The 15,497-nt window shown below is 69.1% G+C and carries 19 protein-coding genes; 10 read left to right on the forward strand and 9 right to left on the reverse strand.

Annotated features, from left to right (window positions below; all coding sequences use genetic code 11):
* The first annotated feature begins 2 nt into the window (after window positions 1–2).
* Window positions 3–1,070 (forward strand): formate--phosphoribosylaminoimidazolecarboxamide ligase, encoded by a 1,068-nt coding sequence (locus tag VM681_08200; protein HVL87966.1) that lies wholly within the window; start codon window positions 3–5, stop codon window positions 1,068–1,070.
* 40 nt (window positions 1,071–1,110) lie between these two features.
* Complete coding sequence (locus VM681_08205; GenBank protein ID HVL87967.1) at window positions 1,111–1,665, forward strand: thioredoxin family protein; 555 nt, start codon at window positions 1,111–1,113, stop codon at window positions 1,663–1,665.
* Here VM681_08205 and VM681_08210 read toward each other — a convergent pair.
* Complete coding sequence (locus VM681_08210) at window positions 1,649–2,182, reverse strand: hypothetical protein (GenBank protein ID HVL87968.1); 534 nt, start codon at window positions 2,180–2,182, stop codon at window positions 1,649–1,651. The genes VM681_08205 and VM681_08210 overlap by 17 nt on opposite strands.
* Before the next feature lie 93 nt (window positions 2,183–2,275).
* On the opposite strand from VM681_08210, the gene VM681_08215 reads away from it, so the two are divergent.
* The 4 genes from VM681_08215 to VM681_08230 all read left to right on the forward strand — a co-directional run bounded on the left by VM681_08215 (window position 2,276) and on the right by VM681_08230 (window position 5,575).
* A complete protein-coding gene (locus tag VM681_08215; protein ID HVL87969.1) occupies window positions 2,276–2,530 on the forward strand; it encodes a hypothetical protein in 255 nt (84 codons plus the stop codon).
* Window positions 2,531–2,572: 42 nt separating this feature from the next.
* Window positions 2,573–3,280: a 16S rRNA methyltransferase gene (locus tag VM681_08220; protein ID HVL87970.1), complete on the forward strand. Its 708-nt coding sequence runs from the start codon at window positions 2,573–2,575 to the stop codon at window positions 3,278–3,280.
* A 79-nt stretch (window positions 3,281–3,359) separates the two neighbouring features.
* On the forward strand, window positions 3,360–4,553 hold the full coding sequence (locus VM681_08225) for a PLP-dependent aspartate aminotransferase family protein (GenBank protein ID HVL87971.1): 1,194 nt from the start codon (window positions 3,360–3,362) through the stop codon (window positions 4,551–4,553).
* Window positions 4,550–5,575: a homoserine dehydrogenase gene (locus VM681_08230; protein HVL87972.1), complete on the forward strand. Its 1,026-nt coding sequence runs from the start codon at window positions 4,550–4,552 to the stop codon at window positions 5,573–5,575. Before VM681_08225 ends, VM681_08230 begins: the two co-directional genes overlap by 4 nt.
* On the opposite strand, the gene VM681_08235 is transcribed toward VM681_08230, so the two are convergent.
* Window positions 5,500–6,360, reverse strand: a complete 861-nt coding sequence (locus tag VM681_08235; protein HVL87973.1) for a DNA double-strand break repair nuclease NurA — start codon at window positions 6,358–6,360, stop codon at window positions 5,500–5,502. The two genes, VM681_08230 and VM681_08235, sit on opposite strands and share 76 nt — an antisense overlap.
* Window positions 6,361–6,438: 78 nt before the next feature.
* Here VM681_08235 and VM681_08240 point away from each other — a divergent pair, with 78 nt between their 5' ends.
* Both VM681_08240 and VM681_08245 read left to right on the forward strand, forming a co-directional pair.
* Window positions 6,439–7,221 carry a ribonuclease H-like domain-containing protein gene (locus tag VM681_08240; GenBank protein ID HVL87974.1) on the forward strand — a complete coding sequence of 261 codons (783 nt, stop codon included), beginning with the start codon at window positions 6,439–6,441 and terminating at the stop codon, window positions 7,219–7,221.
* 22 nt (window positions 7,222–7,243) lie between these two features.
* Window positions 7,244–8,017, forward strand: coding sequence for a winged helix-turn-helix transcriptional regulator (locus tag VM681_08245; GenBank protein ID HVL87975.1), 774 nt, complete (start codon window positions 7,244–7,246; stop codon window positions 8,015–8,017).
* Window positions 8,018–8,035: 18 nt separating this feature from the next.
* Here VM681_08245 and icd read toward each other — a convergent pair whose 3' ends face one another.
* Window positions 8,036–9,274, reverse strand: a complete 1,239-nt coding sequence (gene icd / locus VM681_08250) for an isocitrate dehydrogenase (NADP(+)) (GenBank protein ID HVL87976.1) — start codon at window positions 9,272–9,274, stop codon at window positions 8,036–8,038.
* A gap of 53 nt (window positions 9,275–9,327) precedes the next feature.
* On the opposite strand from icd, the gene VM681_08255 reads away from it, so the two are divergent.
* The gene (locus VM681_08255) at window positions 9,328–9,984 is read left to right on the forward strand and encodes a hypothetical protein (protein HVL87977.1); all 657 of its coding nucleotides are present in this window, start codon (window positions 9,328–9,330) and stop codon (window positions 9,982–9,984) included.
* Between the two features lie 116 nt (window positions 9,985–10,100).
* Here the strand turns inward: VM681_08255 and rpl12p are convergent, their stop codons facing one another.
* The 3 genes from rpl12p to VM681_08270 are packed head-to-tail and all read right to left on the reverse strand — an operon-like array spanning window position 10,101 to window position 12,024.
* Complete coding sequence (gene rpl12p, locus VM681_08260; protein HVL87978.1) at window positions 10,101–10,397, reverse strand: 50S ribosomal protein P1; 297 nt, start codon at window positions 10,395–10,397, stop codon at window positions 10,101–10,103.
* Between the two features lie 19 nt (window positions 10,398–10,416).
* Window positions 10,417–11,313, reverse strand: coding sequence for a 50S ribosomal protein L10 (locus VM681_08265; protein HVL87979.1), 897 nt, complete (start codon window positions 11,311–11,313; stop codon window positions 10,417–10,419).
* Window positions 11,314–12,024 (reverse strand): 50S ribosomal protein L1, encoded by a 711-nt coding sequence (locus tag VM681_08270; protein HVL87980.1) that lies wholly within the window; start codon window positions 12,022–12,024, stop codon window positions 11,314–11,316.
* Window positions 12,025–12,227: 203 nt separating this feature from the next.
* Here VM681_08270 and VM681_08275 point away from each other — a divergent pair, with 203 nt between their 5' ends.
* Window positions 12,228–12,854, forward strand: a complete 627-nt coding sequence (locus VM681_08275; protein HVL87981.1) for a hypothetical protein — start codon at window positions 12,228–12,230, stop codon at window positions 12,852–12,854.
* Between the two features lie 62 nt (window positions 12,855–12,916).
* On the opposite strand, the gene VM681_08280 is transcribed toward VM681_08275, so the two are convergent.
* The 3 genes from VM681_08280 to VM681_08290 all read right to left on the reverse strand — a co-directional run.
* Window positions 12,917–13,873 carry a DUF6159 family protein gene (locus VM681_08280; GenBank protein HVL87982.1) on the reverse strand — a complete coding sequence of 319 codons (957 nt, stop codon included), beginning with the start codon at window positions 13,871–13,873 and terminating at the stop codon, window positions 12,917–12,919.
* Window positions 13,874–13,892: 19 nt separating this feature from the next.
* Window positions 13,893–14,375, reverse strand: a complete 483-nt coding sequence (locus VM681_08285; GenBank protein HVL87983.1) for a 50S ribosomal protein L11 — start codon at window positions 14,373–14,375, stop codon at window positions 13,893–13,895.
* Between the two features lie 124 nt (window positions 14,376–14,499).
* Window positions 14,500–15,497, reverse strand: a 998-nt coding sequence (locus VM681_08290; GenBank protein HVL87984.1) for a thioredoxin domain-containing protein, incomplete at its 5' end; no start/stop codon positions are given.

Genomic DNA, 15,497 nt, shown 5'->3' on the forward strand with positions numbered 1-15,497 from the left:
TAATGGCAACCCCGGACATCCGGTCGCTGCTCGAAGGTTACGACCCTTCGAACCTCACGATCGCGACCGCCTGCTCGCACACCTCGCTGCAGATTTTCCACGGCGCGCGGCAGGAGGGGTTCCGGACGCTTGGCATCTGCAAGGGTCCGCCGCCCAAGCATTACGATGCCTTTCCCTTGGGCAAGCCCGACGAGTTCCTGTCGGTGAACGACTACCGCGACCTCCTCTCCATGACAAAGGAGCTCCGCAAGCGCAACGCCATCGTGGTGCCCCACGGGAGCTTCGTGGAATACATGGGCCCCAAGGCCTTCGCCGAGCTTGAGGTGCCCACGTTTGGCAACCGCGCGGTGCTCGCCTGGGAGGGCGACCGCGAGAAGGCCCGCCAGTGGCTCGAATCCGCCGGCCTTCGCATGCCCCGCACGATCCACGATCCCGAGGAGATCGACGGGCCCGTCATCGTGAAGTACCACGGCGCGCGCGGCGGTCGCGGCTTCTTCATCGCGCGGAACGTGGACGAGTACCGCAAGCGCCTGGACCCGAAGCTTCCCCACACGATCCAGGAGTTCGTGCTCGGCACGCGCTACTACCTCCACTACTTCTACAGCCCCCTGGAAAACGGCGGGTACCGTCTCTCGAAAGGGTCCCTCCAGCTTCTTGGCATGGACCGGCGGGACGAGTCCATCATCGACGAGGCCCACCGGCTGGGCTCCATCTACGAGCTCGAGGAGATGGGCATCACGCCCACCTTCGTCGTGACCGGGAATTTCCCGCTCGTGATGCGCGAGTCGCTTCTGCCCGAAGCGCTCGCGATGGGCGCCAAGACAGTCGAGCGCAGCCTCGAGCTTTTCGGCGGCATGATCGGGCCCTTCTGCCTCGAAACGGTCGTCACCGACAAGCTCGAATTCCGGGTCTTTGAGATCAGCGCGCGCATCGTCGCCGGGACGAATCCGTACATCCAGGGATCGCCTTACTCGGACCTGATCGAGCCCGGATTGTCGACGGGCCGCCGCTTGGCGCGCGAGGTGCGCAAGGCGCGCGAGGCGGGACGCTTGGCGGAGATCCTCTCCTAGGCGCGCAAGCCTTAGGAGCCGTGCCGCGCTTGCGGCAAGCATGATCGCCGAGCCTTCGCAGTTCCGGCTCCCCCAGGGCGCCCGGCCTCCCCCGTTCAAGCTCCCCGGCGTCGACGGCAAGACGTGGTCGCTCGACGACTTTCGCGGCGCGTCGGCGCTCGTGGTGGTCTTCAGCTGCAACCACTGCCCGTACGTGCAGGGAACGGAGGACCGCCTGATCGCGGCCGCCCGCGAGTACGGGGCGCGGGGCGTTCGCTTCGTGCTCGTGAACTCGAACGAGACGGTGAACTACCCCACGGACGACGTGCCGCACATGGTCGAGCGCGCGCGCCAGAAGGGGTACCCCTTCCCCTATCTTCGCGACGAGAGTCAGGACGTGGCGCGTGCGTACGGCGCGCTCGTCACGCCCCATTTCTTTGTCTTCGACCGCGACCTTCGGCTGGCCTACCAGGGCGCCTTCGACGACAGCCCCAAGGATCCCTCGGCCGTGCAGCGGAACTTCCTCCGCGACGCGCTCGAAGACATCCTCTCCGGCAAGCGGCCCGCCGCCGACCGGGCGCCAGTACAGGGTTGCAGCGTCAAATGGGCCGTGTGAGTGCACCGGCGCTTCGCCGCGCGAGCGCCGCCTCGAGCTCGGCCCGGATGCTGCGCGGGAGGGCCGGCGAGGCAAGCTGCTGCCGGATCTCGTCGTCCGTGCGTCGCCGCAGCCGCTGCTGCATCCTCGAAACCGTCGCCGTTCCCTGAACGACGACCGCCTCCCAGCGCTCCGCGTGGCCGAGGTTCTCGACCGGCCGCGCTTGCACGAGGAAAGCCTCTCCCGTCCGGACCGATCCGAACCGGACCGATTCGACTTCCTCCACCCACGCGAGCTCGCCCCACCGCGCCCATGCGGCCCACCAGATGGTATCGTCCATGGCCGAAAAGACGATGCCGTCGAGCACGCGTCCGGGGCCTCCGCTGTAGCGATCGTCCAGGACCAGGCGCGAGCGCACCCAGGCTCCATCGTCGAAGAATCGCATGCGCAGCCCGGCGGGGTTGCGGGGGCCGCAGGCGAAGCAGACGTTGTCCTCCGGGTCGTTCTCGAGCTCCACGCCGGGCGGGTCGGGCTCCACGCCGGCACAACCTTCCGCCGGGCCATCAAGCTGTCGTCGCCCGCCGGCAACCGTCCCCAAAGGAAAAGGGCAGGAGGCGTTCTGCACCGGACCATGAAGGACCTCGATCCGGCGCTGCGGGAGTGGATGTCCGAGCGCGCGGACGCCAACGAGCGGGAGGCGTTCTTCGACAGCCTGTCGGCCGACGCCAAGGACCGGTTCCTTGCGGCCTTCCACGAGGCGCTCCACGAGACGCGGGAGGACCGGGAGCAGGCGTGGAATCGCGCCACGGAGGCGGTCCTCAACCGCCGGTCAGAGGCGTCCGACGCGGGACGCGCGGAGCCAGGCGCCGGCGTCGGCGCCCCGTAGCCGGCAAACCTTTACGTGCCGTTCAGCGGTAGCCCGCCGATCATGACCGCTCCCCCGGTCCCGCCTCCGATGCACCTTGTGCTCGCCGAGAGCGAATTCGAGCTCGTTCCCGAAGCGATCCGCGCCCATCCCTCGGTTCGCGCGCCCGCGCGCCGTTCCGGCAGCCGCGCGTCCCGCGCGCTTCTGGACTCGTCCCTTCACCACAGCGCGTTGCGCGCGCTTCCCGAAGGCGAGCGTCGCGGCCGGCCGGACATCGTCCACACCGTCCTCCTGTTGGCGCAGGACTCCATCCTCAACCAGCGGGGCGGTCTTCGCGTGTGGATCCACACGCGAAACGACGAGCTCCTCGTCCTCGATCCTCGCACGCGCATCATGCGGAACTACAACCGCTTTGTCGGGCTTGCCGAGCAGGTCCTGCGCGAGGGCAAGGCTCCGCCCACGGGCGACCCTCTGCTCCTGCTGGAGCGGGGGGTGACGCTCAAGGGCGCCGTGGCCCGCACCGGGGCCCGCTCGGCGATCGTCTTCGACGACGCCGGCGATCGGATGTCGATGCGCGAGGTTCTCGCGCCGCACGCGGCAGCCCGGGAGGCCGTGGCCTGCGTCATCGGCGGCTTTCCCTCCGGCGCCTTCCGCGCGGACCTGGGTTTTGCCGACCGGCGCGTGTCCATCCACGACGCGCCCCTTTCGGCTTGGACCGTCGCCTCCGAAGCGGTCGTCCATTGGGAGCAGGCGATCGGCGTCCTCGGCTAATGCTCCAAGGGCATAATTGCAAAGCTACAAATTACCAAGGTGCGTTGTCGTCGGCCGGGTAATACGGACGGCTGACAAAATGACTATCAGTAATTTCGTGCACGAGTTGGGCTTTGGAACCCGATCGGTCCACGCCGGCCGAAGGCCGGATCCCACGACCGGCGCCGTGCTTGCGCCCATCTACCAGGTCACGACATTCGCGCAGGAGGCGCCCGGCGAGCACAAAGGGTACGCCTACAGCCGCACGGCCAACCCGACCGTGGTCGCGCTCGAGGAGCGGCTCGCCGATCTCGAGGGAGGCGTGGGTGCCCTGGCCTACGGCAGCGGCATCGCCGCCGTCGACGCGATCCTCCGGCTTTGCGACGCTGGCGACCACGTGGCAATCGGTGAGACTGTGTACGGCGGAACGATCCGTCTTGCCCGCGACGTGCTCGCACGGCACGGCGTGCGAGCGTCCTTCGTGGACCTCGGGGATCCGGGCGCCTTGGAGCGCTCGTTTGGCGAGCGAACGCGGCTTGTGCTTTCGGAGTCGCCCGCCAACCCGACGCTCAAGGTCGTGGACCTCGCGGCGGTGTCCCGGATCGCCCACGCCGGCGGCGCGCTTCACGTCGTCGACAACACCTTTTGTACGCCGTACCTCCAACGGCCGTTTGACTTTGGAGCCGACGCGGTCGTCCACAGCACGACGAAGTACCTCGACGGTCACAACGCGACCGTCGGCGGAGCGGTCGTGGTCCGCGACGATGTGGCGCTCCTCGAGCGTCTGCGCTGGCTGCGCAATGCAACGGGCGCGATCCAAAGCCCGTTCGAGGCATGGCTTACGCTCCAAGGCGTCAAGACGTTGCCGCTTCGGCTGGATCGGCAATGCGCAAACGCGCAGAGGGTCGCGGAGTTCCTCGCCAAGCGCAAGGACGTGGCGCGCGTGCTCTATCCTGGCCTTCCGGATTTCTCGGGGCGTGCGCTCGTCCAGCGCCAGCAGCGCCGGGCCGGCGCCGTGGTCTCCTTCGAACCGCGGGGAGGACGCGACGCGGCCGTCGCCTTCCTCCGCGCCCTGCGCCTGTTCACGGTGGCCGAGAACCTCGGCTCGGTGGAGAGCATCGCCACGCACCCTGCGACGATGACGCACGCGTCCGTCCCCCCCGACGAGCGCGCGCGTCGGGGCATCACCGAGGGGCTCGTGCGTCTCTCGGTGGGCGTGGAGGACCCCGAGGACCTGCTGGCCGACCTTTCACAGGCGCTGACGGTGTCTTGCCGCCGGGAGGTGGCCGTGTGAGCCTTCGCATCCACCTCGTCGGATTCGGGGCCGTGGGACGGGCGCTTGCGCCGCTTCTGTCGGAGCGGTCCGAGTTCCGGGTTGTGGCGATAAGCGATTCCCGAGGGACCCTTGCGCGCCCGGACGGAGTCAACCTGGACGCGGCCGTCCGGGCCAAGGAGCGAGACGGCCGTCTTCCCGCCGATTCCAAACCCGATGCGGACGTTCCCTGCGACCTGCTCGTGGACGCCACCCCTACGCGATTTGATCGGCTCGATCCCGCGGTTTCCCGTCTGCGTCGGGCGCTTGGCGCCGGACGTCACGTCGTCACAGCGAACAAGGGACCCGTGGCAACGCGCGGTCCCGAGCTTGCGGGCCTTGCGCAGGGCAAGGGCGTCCTGTTTCGGCGCTCGGCGACCGTCTGCGCGGGCACGCCCGTGCTGGAGCTGCTTGCGTCCGCCTTCGGGGGCGATCGGGTGCTTCGGATCGAGGGCGTTCTCAACGGGAGCACGAACGCCGTGCTTTCGCTCGTGGAGGGCGGGTGCGCGCTGGAGGAGGCGTTGCTCGAATGCCGACGCCGCGCGTACCTCGAGGCCGATCCGTCCCTCGACCTCTCGGGGCTCGACGCTGCCGCCAAGGCCGCCATCCTGCACCAGGCAGCCTTCGGTCCGCTTGCCGTAGGCGCCGTCGACCGTCGCGGAATCTTCGACCTTGCGCCAAGCGAGGTCCAGGACGCCGCGCGCACGGGGCTAGCGATCCGCAGCGTGGCGACCATCCTGCCGGGTCGCGCCTCCGTCCGTCCCGTGGCGCTTGCACGCGATCATCCCCTCGTCGTGGGCGGCGTCGAAAACGTCGTGCGGCTCAAGCTCGCCCGCGCCGGCGAGATCGTACTCCGGGGCCCTGGCGCGGGGTCTTGCCCCACGGCCGCGGCGGTCCTGTCCGACTGCCTTGCGATCGCAAACGCGTCTCACCGGCCGGCGTCGAGCATCGCGTGGGGGTCCGCAAAGCACGCGTCCCACGTGCCCGCGTCGATCCCGTCCTGAAGGGCGCGCGAGCGGATGGCGTGCGCAAGATCGTCGGCTTCCGAGTCCGGTATCGCCGCGCGGTTGTGCGCCTGCGCAAGGGGCCACGGATAGCCGGGATAACCCGGGTCTCGTGCGGTCGCGGCGATTCGCGACAGCGCCTCGTCGGGCGCAACGCCGGCGGCCGGAAGGTCGATCCGGAAGGCCTGGCGCGCGGCCGCGTGCAAGCGGGCCACGAAGCTGCGGACGCCCGGTTCCTTGAGGACGTGGGAAACGTCGGCGTACCAAGCTTCGCCCGGCCGCCGGCGGGTCCCTTGGGCAAGGGCGGCCGGCAGCAGGGGCGCGCCGTCGAGAAGCGCGGAGGTGGACTTGCACACGGCCGCAACGACGATGCCGCGGACTTGGCACGCTTGCACGAGCGTTTCGTGCGAGCCATCGGGCACGGCGAGCGCGCCGTCCAGCAGCAGAAGGTCCCCCGGGCCGAGGAACGAAAGCAGCCGCCCGGCCGCCTCGCGCTCGGCCTCCTCCCTTCGCCGGTCGGCGTCGATCTCGCGTGCCGTCACGTGCAGCAAAGCGCGCGGGCCGTGAACCGCGGACACGCGTCCGTCCTCGACAAGGATCGCGACCGCCCGCACGGCAGAGACGACGAAACCCTGCCCCTCCAGCACCGGGGCCACGCTCCCGTCCACCGCCCCGATGCGTCCGGGCGGGCGGGGGACGACCGTTTCGAACGCAAGCCCGGAATCCGGTGGTGTCGATCGCAAGCGCGGCGCAAGCGAGGCCAAGAGCCGCGCGATGTCGTCCATGGCGCTCGCATGCCCGGCCGCTTGCATAAAGGCCTCCCTGGGAAGGGCTATAGGGACTTGGCGCCTGATCGTTGGCCGGTGATCGAGAACAGCTTCATCTTCCTGCCTCGCATCGGCGAGAAGACGGAGCTTGGGCTCTGGAGGCGCGGCATCCTCGATTGGGAGGCGTACCGCCGGCGGGTTCCCGAGGGGATCGGCGAGGACACGCACGCGCTGCACGTGAACCTCATCGACCACGCCTCGCGCGCGCTCTACGAGCGGCAAGCGTGGCGATTGGCCGCCCTGTTCCCCAACCGCGAGCACTGGCGGCTGTGGGAAGCGCTCTCGGACCGCGCGGTGTACGTGGACATCGAGACCACCGGCAACGGACGCTGGCCCGACATCACCGTCGTGGGGGCCCTCGACCACACGGGCGTGCGGACCTTCATCGCGGGCGTGAACCTCGCCCGCGGGGCCTTGAACGAGGTGCTCTCGAAAGCGTCGATGCTCGTGACGTTCAACGGCTCGCAGTTCGACCTTCCGCTGCTCAAGCAGAAGGGCGTGAAGCTCCCCAAGGTGCCGCACGTCGACCTGCGGTTTGCGGCCGCGCGCGTCGGGCTCACGGGAGGCCTCAAGGCCATCGAGCGCGAGCTCAAGCTTTCCCGCGATCCGGACCTGGACGGCCTCTCGGGGTACGACGCGGTTCTCCTCTGGCGGCGATGGGAGCGGAACCAAGACACGCGCGCGCTCGACACGCTCGTGCGGTACAACCGCGCGGACATCGAGAACCTCCGGCCGCTGGCTCAAGAGGTGTACGCGCGGCTTCGAAACGAATGTTTCGAGTCGCATCTTCCGGCCGCGCGGCGCCTTCACCATTATTAGGGTCGAGCCGGTTCCCGGTCGCATGCAGCGACTGCCGGACCGCGGAGAGCTCACGCGGCTTGCCATCCTGCTCGAGGCCACGGCGGCCAACCCCGCGCGCCAGTCCGACATCGCAGCCTCGCTTGGCATCACGCCCCAGGCCGTCTCGGAGCACGTGCGCGCCCTGCAGACGGAGGGGCTCCTTCTTGCCGGCGACGGGAGCTACCGCCCGACCGCGCGCGGCGTGCAGGCGCTGCAGGACGGGCTCGACCGCTTGCGCGGATTCGTGGTCGATGCGCTCTCGCGCGTGAACGTCGTCCGCCACACGGTGGCGCTGGCCGCCGGTCCCGTGCGCGCCGGCGAGCGCGTCGGGCTGTTCATGCGCGCCGGCGAGCTTTGCGCCCTGGCCGGCCACGCGTCGCCCTCCACGGGCACGGCCTCGCACGCGGCGGAGCCGGGCGAGGCTTTGCGAGTGCGCGACCTCACGGGAATGGTCGACCACGCGCCCGGCCGGCTCTTGCTCGTTCGGATCCCGCCGCCTCCGTCCCGGCCGGCTACCCTGGCGGCGGTCCTGTCGCAACGGCCGCATGCTCGGACCGCGGCCCTGGACGTGGCGGCCCGCGCGGCGCTTGAAGCGGCTGGCAGAAAGCCCGACTTCACCTTCGCGCCGCTGGAGGCCTCCTTGCACGCCTGCCAGCGGGGCTTGGACGTGGTCGTCGCGGGGCTGGAGCCCGAGGTGGCCGGGGCCGCGCGCCGGCTCGAGGAGGAGAACGCCCGCTCCGGATTCAAGATCGGATTCGAGATCCGCGACGCCTAGGTGCCGTCCGTCCTCCGCCTAGAGGTTTCCGATGACGGCTTTTCCGAACTCGCTGCACTTGACGGGCGCCAGGTTCATCTCGCGCGCGAGGTCGTAGGTCACCACGCCGGCGTGGATCGTCTTTCGGATGGCGTCCTTCGTCAGGCGCGCCGCCTCGTCCCATCCGAGGTACTCGAGCATCATGACGCCCGAGAGGATGACGCTCGACGGGTTGACCTTGTCCTGGCCCGCGTATTTGGGCGCCGACCCGTGGGTGGCCTCGAAGACGGCCGGCCCGTCGCCGATGTTGCCGCCGGGCGCAAAGCCCAGGCCTCCGACGTAGCCTGCCGCGGCGTCCGAGAGGTAGTCGCCGTTGAGGTTGGGCGTCGCGACCACGTCGTACTCGGTGGGTCGGGTCTGGATCTGCTGCAGCATGTTGTCGGCGATGCGGTCCTTGATGACGATCTTGCCCGGCGGCGCGTTTCCACCATGGCGCTCGACGAGCTCCTGTTCGGTGACGGTCACGTCCGGAAACTCGGTGCGGGCGACCTCGTAGCCCCAATCGCGGAAGGCTCCCTCGGTGAACTTCATGACGTTGCCCTTGTGCACGAGCGTGACGCTCGTGCGCTTCTTGTCGATCGCGTACTGGATGGCCTTGCGGATCAGGCGCTTGCTGTTGAAGGCGCTCATGGGCTTGATGCCAAGGGCGGAGCCGGGCTGGATCTTGCTGCGTTTCACGCCCAGATCCCGGACGAGGAATTCCTCAAGCCGCGCGGCTTCGGGAGAGCCCGCAGGGAACTCGACACCGGCGTACACGTCCTCGATGTTCTCCCGGAAGATGACGATGTCAAGACCCATGGGGTTCCGCGAGGGCGCCGGCACGCCGGGAAGGCCGTAGACCGGGCGCACGCACGCGTACAGGTCGAGCTCCTGCCGCAACGCGACGTTCACGCTGCGGAAACCCGTGCCGATGGGCGTCGTCATGGGCCCCTTGATGCCTACGACGTACGTTTGCAGCGCCTCCAGCGTGCGCGCCGGCAGAAGCTCGCCTACGGTTTCCAGCGCCGTCATGCCCGCGGGCACTTCGTACCACGCCAGGCGTCGCCGTCCGCCGTAGGCCTTGGCCACGGCCGCCTGCAGGACCGGCAGCGCCGCGTTCATGATGTCGGGGCCGGTGCCGTCGCCGACGATGACGGGGATGACGGGATCGTCGGGAACCGTGAGAGCGCCGCCGCGGAACGTGATCCGTTGCCCCGAGGGAGGCGAAGGGAACGCCATGATCCGAGCAAGAAACTTGGGCTATTTAAGGCCGAGCCGGGAATCCAGACCCGGTGACCGACCGGTCCTACGCGAAGCGGGAACGCCTCGTCCGCGCGCGCTTTGACGCGGAGATCGATCGCGCCATGGCGTTTGTGGAGGAACGGCTCCTTCACCTCCATCGCGGCATCCTCGGCCGAATCTACGGCCACGTGGCGGCGGCACTGTTTGACGCCGTGGCGAGAAAGGAGATGGTCCGCCGCGTAGACCGCCAGCTCGACGTCCTCTTCCGGGCGGCCCGCGAGTGCGGCGAGGATCTCGACACCGCCCGTCGCATGCACCTTGGCGCCTTCCTCGAGACGGAAGAGGCGTACCTCAATGGAAACCGAGACCATCCGGCGTGGCCCGAGCTTGTCGCCCGCCTGGACGACGCGTTCACCCAGCGCCTGGCCCACCTCTCGGCCCTCCTGCACCGCGGCCGCGGCGAGGACTACGAGTCGCTCGTACGGTCCACCTTCCCAAGCGCCAAGGAGGCGTCCGGGGCCGTGGATCGGCAGTTCGAGGCAGCGCTTGCGGTGCTGGAACTGTGCGAGCGGGAGCGAGCCTTGCTTCGCATCCCCGGTTTCCTGCGCGGCGACGTCTTCAGGATCCTGCGCGAGCTTCAGGGCTGGTACAGGCGGTCGCTCGAAGAAGAGATCGCGAGAATCTACGCCGAACCGGCGCCCGAGTAACACGGAGGAGGCAGGAGCCGGAGCTCCCGCTGTCGACGAAGGATGGACGGACGCGGCTCCAACCGAAGAGCGCGCTCGTGGAGCGCTTCGCGCTCCCCGGCGCCTCGATCCGGCCTTCAGCCGAACAAGGCGCCCAGGCCGGCGGCCGCCTCTTCCTCGGAGGGGCCCTCTTCCTTCTTCTTCTCTTCCTTCTTGGCTTCGGCGGGCGCGGCAGCCGCGGCAGCGGCGGGCGCGGCGAAGGCGGCCTTGCTGATGGCCTCCTCGATGTTCACACCCTCGAGCGAGGCGACAAGCGCCTTCACGCGGGTCGCGTCGACGGCGACGCCGGCACCCTTGAGGACGTTCGTGACGCCGGCCTCGTCGATGGGCTTGCCTGCCGAATGCAGCAGCAGCGCGCTGTACACATATTCCATGGTTTCTTCCTCCGTGATCCTAACCGAGTTTCGATTTCAATTCCTCGTCGAGCGCCTCGGGCGAGGCCTTGCGCGCCACGGCGAGCATCTCCGCCTGCCCCTTCGCAAGGAGCAGGTCGATGACCTTCGTATCGAGGATCTCCGCCTCAAGGCCGACCGCAAGCGCCTCGCGGTGGGCCTTCTGCAGCAGGATCTCGATCGTCTTCTTCGTGGGATACCCCGCGTTCACCGAAAGGTTCACGGCGGCGCGGGCGGCCTGCCCGATCTGCGCGAGAAGCTGCTTCTCGTCGACCTGCAGGACCCTCTGCTCGTAGATCATGCCGCTCTCGTAGGCGGCCTGGACGTTCATTCCGATGATGAGGGGGTGGATCTCCAGGCGCGTGAGCGCGGCGGCCAGGGGCTGCGGGATCTTGTCGCCGGCCTTGACAACGAGCTTGTCGGCCGAGATGACGACCTTGCCCTGGTCGATCTTCGCGGGGATGCCGGCCTTCTGAAGCTCGCCCACGATGGGGCCGGGCTTGAAGGCGGTCTCTCCCTGGCGCACCCAAACGTCCTCGGGCGCCGTCTCGCCGCCCTTGGCCGGCGCGCGGGCCTTGCTGCCCTCCAGGCGCCGGTAGAGCTTGAACGGCGAAAGCGAGGTGGCGATGACGGCCGTCGGGCCGTTGATCTTCGCCGCGAGCGACTCGAGCGCCGGCTTCTCCTTGGCCGCCTCCTTGAGGGCAAGCGCCAGGAGCGTGTTCTTGCTGACGCGGATCGTCGCGTCCTTGCGCAGGTTCCGCCGGATCTTCTGGATGGACGGCGAGGGGATGGCCTCGATCGAGGCGACGGCCACGACCGGGCTCTCGCGCAGGATGCGTACGAGCTCGGCCACCTCGCGCTTCTTCACGGGCGCCACGTGCGCCGAGGGTCCCGGCATCTAGGCGCCTCCCGTGGGAGCGGCGGCGGCCGCCGCGGCGGTGCGCGCCTTCTTCGCGTCGCTTTCCTCCGTGAGGATGCGCACGGCCGGGCCCATGGTCGTCTTCACGTACACCGAGCCGAGGTTGAACTTGCCGCGCTCGAGCTTGTTGAGCACGCGCTCGAGGATCGCCCAGGCGTTCTCGCCCAGGTCCTCGGCGCTCATGTCCTCGGTTCCGATGGGGCAGTGGAAGGTGGGCTTGTCGCGCGAACGGACGCGCACGGCGTTCCGCATGGGCGTCACAAACGCGGCCGGATCGGCCTGCGGGGGCATGGGGCGCGGCATCTTGCCGCGGGGGCCCAGGACCTGTCCGAGCGTGCGGCCGATCGTGGGCATAAGCGGCGCCTCGGCGAGGAAGAAGTCCGTGCCCGTGGCAAGCTTGCGCGCGCGGCGCTTGTCGCCGGCGAGCTTGTCGATCTCGTCGGGCTGGATGACGACGTCCGCGACGTTCTTTGCCTTCACCGCAAGCTCGCCCGAGGCAAACAGCGCGACCTTGGGCCGCTTTCCGCGGCCCTTGGGAAGCACGATCTCCTCGTCGATGCGGTTCTTCGGGATCGTAAGGTCGACGTTGACGAGGTTGATCGCAAGCTCGACGGTCTGCTTGAACTTGCGCTCGCCCTTGCTCGACGACAGCGCCTTCTGGACGGCTTGCGTGACGGTCTTCTTGTCCATGACGGCCCCTCCGTAGTCTCGCGGAAACCGCGCGAGCGGGTCGCCCGGAACTCGGGGCCCTGCTCTCCTACGGCCGGAATTGGCCCGGTTGCATACTGGAACACCGATATAAGCGTTCCGTCCCCGGGACAAGGATTTGCGCCGCCGCCACCCAATCCTTATTGCCCGGACCGGGCAGACGGGGCCGGACAAGGGGGTTTGCAATGCTCAAGGACGAACGGGCGAAGGTCCCGCCCGGAACGGGGAAGGACTACTTTGCGAAACGACAGGCGGCCCAGCCGGCGACAAAGCCGCCCGGCGCGGCTCCGGCGCCAACCGACGTGACGACGGTCGTGGACGCAAGCGACGAATCGGGCTTCGAGATGGCCGGCGCGCCGCCGCGCGCGGCAGCGGCCGGTCCCGCAATTGCCAAGGCCGCGGCGTCGCCCACGCCTCCGGCCCCGTCGCCTCCCCGTCCGCCGCCGCAAAGCGAAATCGCGGCGGGCGCCCAACCGCCGGCGCGGGGGCCGGAGCTCGGCGAGTTCGCGTCGCGGTTCGAAAAGGTCCGCCGCGAATACCTCGCCATGCAAAACCAGCTCGACGGGGCGCTCGTGGAGGCCACGGCCAAGCTTGCGCAAAGCCAGGACCGGGTGAAGGATCTGGAGGCCCGTCTCCAGGAGAGCGAGGACAAGCGCGAGCGTCTCGCCGCCATCCAGCGCAACCACGAGACGGCGTTGGAGGCGCGCGAGAAGGAGCTGCACAAGTTCAAGCAGGTGGCGCAGGATCGCGCGGAGAAGATCGCCGAGCTTGCGGAGATCCACCAGCGGCTGGGCGAGCTCCTCCGTAGCTAGAACGACGCCGAACGAGGATTACTGCGCATATGCGCAGGAATCCCGGGTCGAAACGTTCGGCGCTAGTACGGCCGCGCCTGCACCGGCGTCGGCGCGCCGTACGGATTCACGTCGCGCGCGTCGAACGCCTGCGGGATGCGGCCCGTCGTCGCGTACTTGTACAGGGCCGACTGGACGATCCCGTTCAAGGCCGACTGCAGGACGGCCACGAACAGGATGGACAGGATGCCCATGGCAAGCACCACGCCAAAGAGGGCGAAGCTCCGGGTCGCCGCAAGCGCGAAGATCGAACCTACGACGAGCAGGAAGCCGGGGATCATCAGGAGCATCGTGATGATGCCCACGGAGCCAACGGCCGCCAGGCCCTCGCCCCACGTGCGGCGGATGAGGCCGGCGCTCTCCTTGATGGCGGCCACCGGCCCGACCTGCCGGTAGACGAGGATGGGCACGACGAAGTAGGTGGCGATGCCCCAGGCGATCTCCACGCCGGCCAGCAGGATCTGGCCGAGGAAGCCTGCGCGCTCGCGCAGCATCCGCAGCGCCATGCCGACGGTTGCGACGAAGAGCGCCCACACGAAGATGCGGCCGACGTTGTTGGCCGCAAACGACAGCCCGTCGCGGACGGTGGGGTCCCCGCCGTCGAAGCGGATCGTGGCGCAGTGGATGACGGCCACGTTGAAGAAGATCGTGATGAACGCGCCGCCGACGTACAGGACCCCGAGCAGGACGTAGAAGCTCGTCTGGAAGGCGCCCTGGCCCTGCACGGCGCCGGAGGCAAGCCCGAAAAGGAACGGCCCCACGCTTGCGGCCAGAAGGAGGACCATGGCGATGCCCGAGAGGACGGGCAGGAGGAGGATCTCCTTGTCCATGCGCAGCACGCCGAAGGCGGACTTCGTGAGGTGCCAGCCGATGCGGAGGCGTTCGAAGAAGCCGGGCTGCGCGCGGTGGCCGCCGTAAGGCGTCCCGCCGTAGGGGGAGCCGCCGTAGGGCGAGAATCCCGTTTGCGGTGCGATCGACACGGTCAATCCTCCTTCGTGGTCATTCCTTGATGCGAGCGTCGAACTCGCCGCCGTCGATGGCCTTCTGGACCTCGCGGGGGTCGCGGCCCTCGACCGTGACGCCCATCGAGACGCACGTGCCGAGGACCTCCTTCACCTTGCGCTTCAGGTCCTTTCCCTGGAGGTCGTCGGATTTCATCTTGGCGACCTTGGCCGCCGACTCGATCGAGATGTCGCCGATCTTGTTCTGCTTGGGCTGTCCGGAGCCGGACTCGGCGCCGACCTCCTTGAGGATGAGGGCCGAGGTGGGCGGCGTGCCCACGACCACGTCGAATTCCTTCGTGCCGGCGTCGACGATGACCTCGACGGGGACCTTCATTCCGTCGAAGGCCCTCGTCTTGTCGTTGATCATCTTGATGACGTTCACGACGTTGACGCCAAGGGGTCCAAGCGCCGGGCCGAGGGGGGGTCCCGGCGTCGCCTTGCCGCCGTCGACGAGCGCGCTGATCTTCTGGGTTGCCATGCGGATTCCTTCCGCCCGACCCCGGTAGGTTGCAGCGTCGGGCGCCAAACGTCGCCGTCCGCTGGGGGATGGGTAGGGCGCAAGAGTCCGATCCGTTACATAAGCGTTTGCCTGGGTCCGCCGCTCATGCCCGCGGCGACGCCAGGACGCGCAGGAGATCGGTGGGCGACCCGACAGGCGGGAGGCAGCTTGCCCCCCGGCATACGAGCGCGCGGGGACCGTCGAAGCTCGCGGAGGCCGCCGCGCGCGCCGGCTCGGGAACGAAGCCACCTGCGCGGACGCGAAGGACGAGCGCGCCGGGGGGCCACGCGGCAAGCGCGGCGCGCGCCAACGCCTCGGCGTTGGGGCCCTCGCCTACGACGACCACCTTGGCCGGTTCGTCGACGATCGTCTCCATCGCGCGGAAGTGCGTGGCCGCGAAGAGGCCGTACTCGGTCGCGCGCCCCGCGAACGCCTCGAGCGTTTCCTTGGCGCGCGCAAGCGCGGCCTCGTCGCCCGCGAGGTGACCCAGACGCGCAAGGCCCAGGGCGGCGACGGAGTTTGCAGCCGGCGTCGGCGCGTCCTGGATCGGCTTCACGCCTGCAAGCGCGCGCACGTCGGGATCCAGCGTGTCGAAGAAACCGCCCGTCTTCGCGTCCCGGAATTCGTTCCAGAGCACGTCGGCGATCTCCCGCGCGCGCTCAAGGTGCGTCGCGTCACCCGTGGCTTCGTAGGCGTGCGTGAAGGCCAGAAGCGTCTGCGCGTTGTCGTCGAGCAGGCCGTCGGGGGCGCCTTGCTCGACGCCGTGTGCGATCCCGCGGCCGGGGCGGCGCGCTTCCTTCCACAGCCGGTCGAGCGTGGCAAGCGCAAACGCGCGGCAGGACTCCCAACCGAAGGCGCGCCAGGCGTCGAGGTATGCGACGACGGCCATGGCGTTCCAGCTCGTGTAGACCGTGGAATCGACGAAGGGCGCCTTGCGCGTCGCTCGGACGGCCCGGAGCTTCGAAAGCGCGGAGGAAAGCGCGTTCTCGACGGCTTCGCGCGGCAGGCCAAGGCCCGCGGCAAGGTCCCCGATCTCGGCGGCCACGTGCAGCACGCTGCGGCCGTTCTCCATGACGGCGCCCGGCTCGCCCACGCCAAACC

The organism is Candidatus Thermoplasmatota archaeon, from assembly GCA_035541015.1.
Classification (GTDB): Archaea; Thermoplasmatota; SW-10-69-26; order JACQPN01; family JAIVGT01; genus DATLFM01.